Origin of the sequence: Rothia sp. HMSC061C12 (genome assembly GCF_001815755.1) — a bacterium.
Lineage (GTDB): Bacteria > Actinomycetota > Actinomycetes > Actinomycetales > Micrococcaceae > Rothia > Rothia mucilaginosa.
Map to the genome: position 1 here is coordinate 206,470 of NZ_KV821875.1, position 5,822 is coordinate 212,291.

Annotated in this window: 4 protein-coding genes and 1 tRNA gene; 1 reads left to right on the forward strand and 4 read right to left on the reverse strand. The window is 58.3% G+C overall.

Going from position 1 to position 5,822, the window contains the following annotated elements; genetic code table 11:
* Window positions 1-411: 411 nt before the first annotated feature.
* The 4 genes from HMPREF3055_RS07875 to HMPREF3055_RS07890 form a co-directional block, all read right to left on the reverse strand.
* Window positions 412-484 (reverse strand) — tRNA-Lys (locus tag HMPREF3055_RS07875).
* Window positions 485-695: 211 nt separating this feature from the next.
* The gene (gene ilvC, locus HMPREF3055_RS07880) at window positions 696-1,724 is read right to left on the reverse strand and encodes a ketol-acid reductoisomerase (protein WP_070738796.1); all 1,029 of its coding nucleotides are present in this window, start codon (window positions 1,722-1,724) and stop codon (window positions 696-698) included.
* Window positions 1,725-2,031: 307 nt separating this feature from the next.
* Window positions 2,032-2,532, reverse strand: coding sequence for an acetolactate synthase small subunit (gene ilvN, locus HMPREF3055_RS07885; RefSeq protein ID WP_005505523.1), 501 nt, complete (start codon window positions 2,530-2,532; stop codon window positions 2,032-2,034).
* Window positions 2,532-4,334 (reverse strand): acetolactate synthase large subunit, encoded by a 1,803-nt coding sequence (locus tag HMPREF3055_RS07890; RefSeq protein ID WP_070738797.1) that lies wholly within the window; start codon window positions 4,332-4,334, stop codon window positions 2,532-2,534. Before HMPREF3055_RS07890 ends, ilvN begins: the two co-directional genes overlap by 1 nt.
* A 461-nt stretch (window positions 4,335-4,795) precedes the next feature.
* Between HMPREF3055_RS07890 and HMPREF3055_RS07895 the strand changes: the two genes are divergently transcribed.
* Window positions 4,796-5,335 carry a hypothetical protein gene (locus HMPREF3055_RS07895; protein ID WP_049356598.1) on the forward strand — a complete coding sequence of 180 codons (540 nt, stop codon included), beginning with the start codon at window positions 4,796-4,798 and terminating at the stop codon, window positions 5,333-5,335.
* The last annotated feature ends 487 nt before the right edge of the window (window positions 5,336-5,822 follow it).

Consider the following 5,822-nt stretch of genomic DNA (forward strand, 5'->3'; position numbering starts at 1 on the left):
TCGCTTCGGGCACCCTGATGTCGCTACGGAGGCCACCGAAACCTCCACGCACCCACCAGAGGTTGCGTATAGGTGTGCCCACCGGGAGCCCCTGGGTGCAGCTACGTTTTCCGGAAGCGCCCTCAGGGTGTCACACGGACGCTCTCCGCAGCGAAGCAAGGAGGAACGGAGCGTCCGGGTGACGGGTGCCCCTGCGTAGGCGCGGAGGAAACATGTAGCGCACACCGTAGTCTTGGGAGACGCGAGGTACCCACCCACCCCACCCCTGTAGGAACGAGGGCGAATACCGTCTTCCAAGCACTCGCATCAGGAGCAAAGAGGATAATATGCACCTCGCACTACAAACCCGCATTATTCGGGGAACGCAAAAATCCCGCCGATTCCGAAGAATCAGCGGGATTTTCTTTGAAGTGCGCCCCCTGGGACTCGAACCCAGAACCCATTGATTAAGAGTCAATTGCTCTGCCAATTGAGCTAGAGGCGCTTATTTGTTTTTCAGGTTTTCCCCTGCAACAAGTAAATACTATACGGCATTTTATAGACACCCGCAACTCAAGTGAGCATGAACTGCATCACATACCTGTTGAGTGCTGCTGTTCAGCTTGAAACAGCAAGAATCCGGCGCCCACCCCCTCCCCCGTGTGGGGTGAGAGGTGGAACGCCGGATTCTTAGAAAGCTATTGCTGAGCTACCGCTTAGCGAGCCACCGAACCCTCGGTGTAGTCGTCGTCAGCGGTGTTCCAGGAGAACAGCTCGCGCAGCTTGCGGCCGGTTGCCTCGATGGGGTGTGCCTCGCCCTTTGCGCGCAGTTCCTTGAACTCGGGTGCGCCTGCGGCCTGGTCTTCCATGAAGCGCTTTGCGAAGTTGCCGTTCTGGATGTCTGCCAGGACAGCCTTCATGTTTTCCTTGACCTCGGGGGAGATCACGCGGGGGCCGGAGACGTAGTCGCCGTACTCTGCGGTGTCGGAGATGGACCAACGCTGCTTAGCGATGCCGCCCTCGATCATCAGGTCAACGATGAGCTTGAGCTCGTGCAGGACCTCGAAGTAAGCAATCTCGGGCTGGTAGCCAGCTTCGGTCAGAACCTCGAAGCCGTACTGGACGAGCTGGGAGGTGGAGCCGCAGAGGACTGCCTGCTCACCGAACAGGTCGGATTCGGTCTCTTCGGTGAAGGTGGTCTTAATGACGCCTGCGCGGGTTGCACCCAGTGCCTTTGCGTAGGACAGTGCCAGTGCGAGTGCTTCGCCGGATGCGTCCTTCTCGACTGCAACCAGGGCGGGAACGCCGCGACCTGCTTCGAATTCGCGGCGGACGGTGTGGCCGGGGCCCTTGGGGGCGACCATTGCCACGTCGACACCCTCGGGTGCGGTGATGTAGCCGAAGCGGATGTTGAAGCCGTGTGCGAAGAACAGTGCGTTGCCGGGCTTCAGGTGGGGTTCGATGCTCTCTGCGTAGACCTTTGCCTGGACCTGGTCCGGGGTCAGGATCATGATGACGTCTGCTTCTGCTGCTGCTTCTGCAACGGTTGCGACGCGCAGGCCTTCTGCCTCAGCCTTGGCACGGGACTTGGAGCCCTCGGACAGACCGACGATGACCTTCACGCCGGAGTCACGCAGGTTCAGTGCGTGTGCGTGGCCCTGGGAGCCGTAGCCGATAACTGCTACGGTGCGACCCTGGATCAGGGAGAGGTCTGCGTCGTCGTTGTAGAAAATGGTTGCTGCCATTTCTTCTCCTCAGTAAGTTTGGTATGCGGCCCAGGCTGGGCTCAACATTGACTATTCTACTTGATAGCTTTTGGGGTGCAGGTTTACGAGAGCACTTCTCAGATTGTGGCTCAAGATTTTACAACCTGCAGAGTTTATGGGGTACTGCATCTATTTCTTTGGCATTAGGGTCCCCAGGTAGAGAAATCACCTAGTAGAGAAAGAAATAGAGAGTACCTGATGCTTCCCCGCCCGCACTGCGAATACGTGTGTTTCGGTTGTGCGGGCGGGAGAACTGCTACGGGAATGTAGCGTCAGGTATTTTGTGCTAGATGCGCTCGCTCATAGCGCGGGGGCCACGTGCCAGGCCGATGGTGCCTGCGCGAACGATTTCGCGAACACCGTAAGGCTCCAGAACATCCAGCAGTGCGTTGAGCTTCTCCTCAGAACCGGTTGCCTCAATGACAACAGACTCAGGGGAAACGTCAATCACGGATGCACGGAACAGGTCAGCTGCCTGAACGATCTGCAGGCGAGCAACTGCATCGGCCTTGACCTTAATCAGGATGTGACCACGCTGGGTGGAGGAGTCGGCGGGAAGCTCGACGACCTTCAGCACGTGAACAAGCTTGTTCAGCTGCTTGGTGATCTGCTCGATGGTGTGAGCGTCACCCTCGGTCACGACGGTGATGCGGGAAACACCGGGGTTTTCGGTGGGGCCCACAGCCAGGGAGAGGATGTTGAACAGGCGGCGGGAGAACAGACCGGAAACTCGGGTGAGAACGCCCGGCTTATCTTCTACCAGAACGGACAGAGTGTGCTGAGACATTAGTTCTCTCCCTCACGATCGAACTCGGGCGAAGTGTTCTTCGCAATCCAAATCTTGTCATTAGAAACGCCTGCCGGGACCATGGGCCAGACCAGTGCGTGGGGGCTGACGGTAAAGTCAATGACCACGGGGCGGTCGTTGATTTCCAGGGCAGCCTTAATGGTGGCATCCACGTCTTCGTCGCGTTCGCAACGGAAGGTGGCGCAACCGTATGCGTCGCCGAGCTTGACGAAGTCGGGGATGCGTACGGTGCCGTGGCCGTCCTTCAGGTCGGTGTTGGAGTAGCGCTCGTTGTAGAACAGAGTCTGCCACTGGCGCACCATGCCGAGGGAAGAGTTGTTGATGATAGCAACCTTGACGGGGATGTTGTTCTGTGCGCAGGTGACCAGTTCCTGGTTGGTCATCTGGAAGCAACCGTCACCGTCGATAATCCACACGGTGGATTCGGGGTGTGCGACCTTTGCACCCATGCCGGCGGGAACGCCGTAGCCCATGGTGCCGAGGCCTGCGGAGCTGATGAAGTGGCGGGGGCTTTCCTGCTGGATGTAGTGTGCGCCCCACATCTGGTGCTGGCCAACGCCGGTGACGTAGTATGCGTCGGGACCGGTGAGAGCGCTAATACGCTCCAGGACGTACTCGGGCGAGCCGAGGCCATCGTTGGGCTTCTCGTAGCCGAGCGGGTAATCCTTGCGGATGACGTTCAGCTCGTTCCACCACTCGGTCAGGTTCGGCAGCTGGTCTGCGAACTCGGTGGAGAGCAGCTCGATCAGTTCGGGCAGCACGTACTTGAGGTCGCCGACGATCGGCACGTCTGCGAAGCGGATCTTCGAGATTTCTGCCGGGTCAACGTCGATGTGGATGACCTTAGCCTCGGGTGCGAAGGAGTCGAGCTTACCGGTGACGCGGTCGTCGAAGCGTGCACCGAGGGTAATCAGCAAGTCAGACTTCTGCATTGCGGCGACGGCGGGGACGGTGCCGTGCATGCCGGGCATGCCGAGGTTCTGGGGGTCAGAGTCGGGGAATGCACCGATAGCGTTCAGGGTGGTGACGACGGGTGCGCCGATGAGCTTAGCCAGCTTGTGGAACTCTTCGGAAGCACCTGCGCGGACCAGGCCACCACCGACGTAGAAGACGGGGCGCTTGGATTCGGTGATGAACTTAGCTGCTTCGTGGATCTGCTTGGAGTGGCCGCGGGTGACGGGGGTGTAGCCGCGCAGCTCCAGGTCCTCAGGAATGCCGCGGTATTCCATCATGCCGACCTGTGCGTCCTTGGTGACGTCCACGAGCACGGGGCCGGGGCGGCCGGTGGATGCGATGTGGAATGCTGCTGCGAGCGCGCGGGGGATGTCCTGCGGGTCGGTGATCATGAAGGAGTGCTTGGAGATGGGCATTGCCATGCCGACGATGTCAGCTTCCTGGAATGCGTCAGAGCCCAGCAGCTTGGTGGACACCTGGCCGGTGATTGCAACCAGGGGGATGGAGTCCATGTTTGCGTCTGCGATTGCGGTCAGCAGGTTGGTTGCGCCGGGGCCGGAGGTTGCAATGCACACGCCGGTCTTGCCGCTGGACACTGCGTAGCCCTGAGCGGCGTGGCCTGCACCCTGCTCGTGGCGGACCAGGATGTGGCGGACCTTCTTGGAATCGTACAGGGGGTCATAGGTCGGCAGAATGGCTCCACCAGGCAGGCCGAATACGTCAGTCACACCCAGGTCTTCGAGGGTGCGGACGATTGCCTGAGAACCGGTCATGCGTTCTGCGGGAGCGTTTGCCGCGTCATCAGAAGTGGAAAATCCCATAGTCATGGAAATGCCTCGTGTCTTAATGGTTCTTCGTTGTACTCAATGTTCTGCGTGGGGTTTGTGTGATCCTCACGCATCCTATGCCCGGGGGTACCAAGCTATAAAAAATGCCCCTCGCTGTTGGTGGTAGCGGTAGGGGCGCTCAGTCGCAGTGAATAGACCCTGCCACTCGCCCTAGGCGACGTCGACAAGGTTTAGAATTCGCTGGAACATTGCTGTCTTCACCCTTCTATGGTGCGCCCCAAGAGGGGGTGAGTCAAATCTCTATCGGGCAACACACCCGTTTTTGTTCATAAAGGCGCAGGTCGGATACTTTCTTTCATGATGTGGACACATTGCACTTGTTTACACATTCCCACGTGTTCATTTGAACAGGTGAGAAAAACTCGCATTTTTGGACGTCATGGCGCGTAATATGTGCGAATACTCGTGACCTTCGTTGGTTGCCCCGGTAGACTGAAGCTATGACCGAACCGATTATCACGGTCGCTGATGAGCTGACCGAAGCAAGTAAGTACGCAGAGGTTATTGACCCCCGTAACTCTGTTGAGAGTAGCGAGTTTTTGACGGGTGAGGAACTTATTCGGGTTCTGCACCCGGTTTTTGACGAGCAGATTATTAATTACGGTGCATACAATTTGGTGTATGCGACGGGCCGTGCGGTTTACCGTAATCCTGATTTGGCGTTGCATCAGTATCCTGATCAGCAGCATTTTATTGTGGGTTATCAGGATGCGCCGGATGAGGTGATTATTGCTCCGGTGAATTTGCCTGCTTTGACGCCTGCGGGTACGGCTACGACGATTGATAATACGAATGCGCTGCATGCTTACCGTGTGGGTGATGATGCGGTGACGATTGAGTCGGTGAATGGCAGCTCGTTTTATTTGTCGTTTGAGGATAATGCTGAGGTTGCGACTCGTTTTGGCACTGGTCTGCTGGAGCAGGGTAAGGATGTTGAGGATTTCCGTGAGTTTGTGACGCGGATTTGGCCGGTCCTGTAGCCATGTGACTTTTTGAGGTGAATGCCCGCTGCAACTCTTAGGGTTGCGGCGGGCTTTCCTGTACCTACACCCAGCTATATTGCCTGCTTGAGGGGCGGTACACGTCCTCGCTCCTACAGGGGCACCCGCCCTCGCTTCGCTTCGGGCACCCTGATGTCGCTACGGACGGCACCGACGCCTCGGCGCGCACCAGGCTAACCATCAAGCAGCAGGCTAAAAGGGCGACAGCCCTCCCCCGCCCCACACGCAAAACACCAACCACCAGGTAGCAGGCTTAAAGGCGACAGCCTCCCCCGCCACAGTTCACTAGGCACGGGGCGCACACGAAACCCCCGCGTATCTACCGCAACCCCGGCAGGACCGCAGCGCACCCCGAATACCAATACGCGCAGAGGCGCATATATCCCCTGCCGCAGCATCAGGTAACCAAGCGAGGAAAGACGGTATCGCCCGTAGTGACATCAGGGTGTCCGAAGCGAAGCGAGGA

Bases quoted from the DNA above. Each gene is read 5' to 3' on its own strand.
- ilvC (WP_070738796.1), bottom strand. From the start codon at position 1,724: ATGGCAGCAACCATTTTCTACAACGACGACGCAGACCTCTCCCTGATC.
- HMPREF3055_RS07895 (WP_049356598.1), top strand. From the start codon at position 4,796: ATGACCGAACCGATTATCACGGTCGCTGATGAGCTGACCGAAGCAAGT.
- HMPREF3055_RS07890 (WP_070738797.1), bottom strand. From the start codon at position 4,334: ATGACTATGGGATTTTCCACTTCTGATGACGCGGCAAACGCTCCCGCA.
- ilvN (WP_005505523.1), bottom strand. From the start codon at position 2,532: ATGTCTCAGCACACTCTGTCCGTTCTGGTAGAAGATAAGCCGGGCGTT.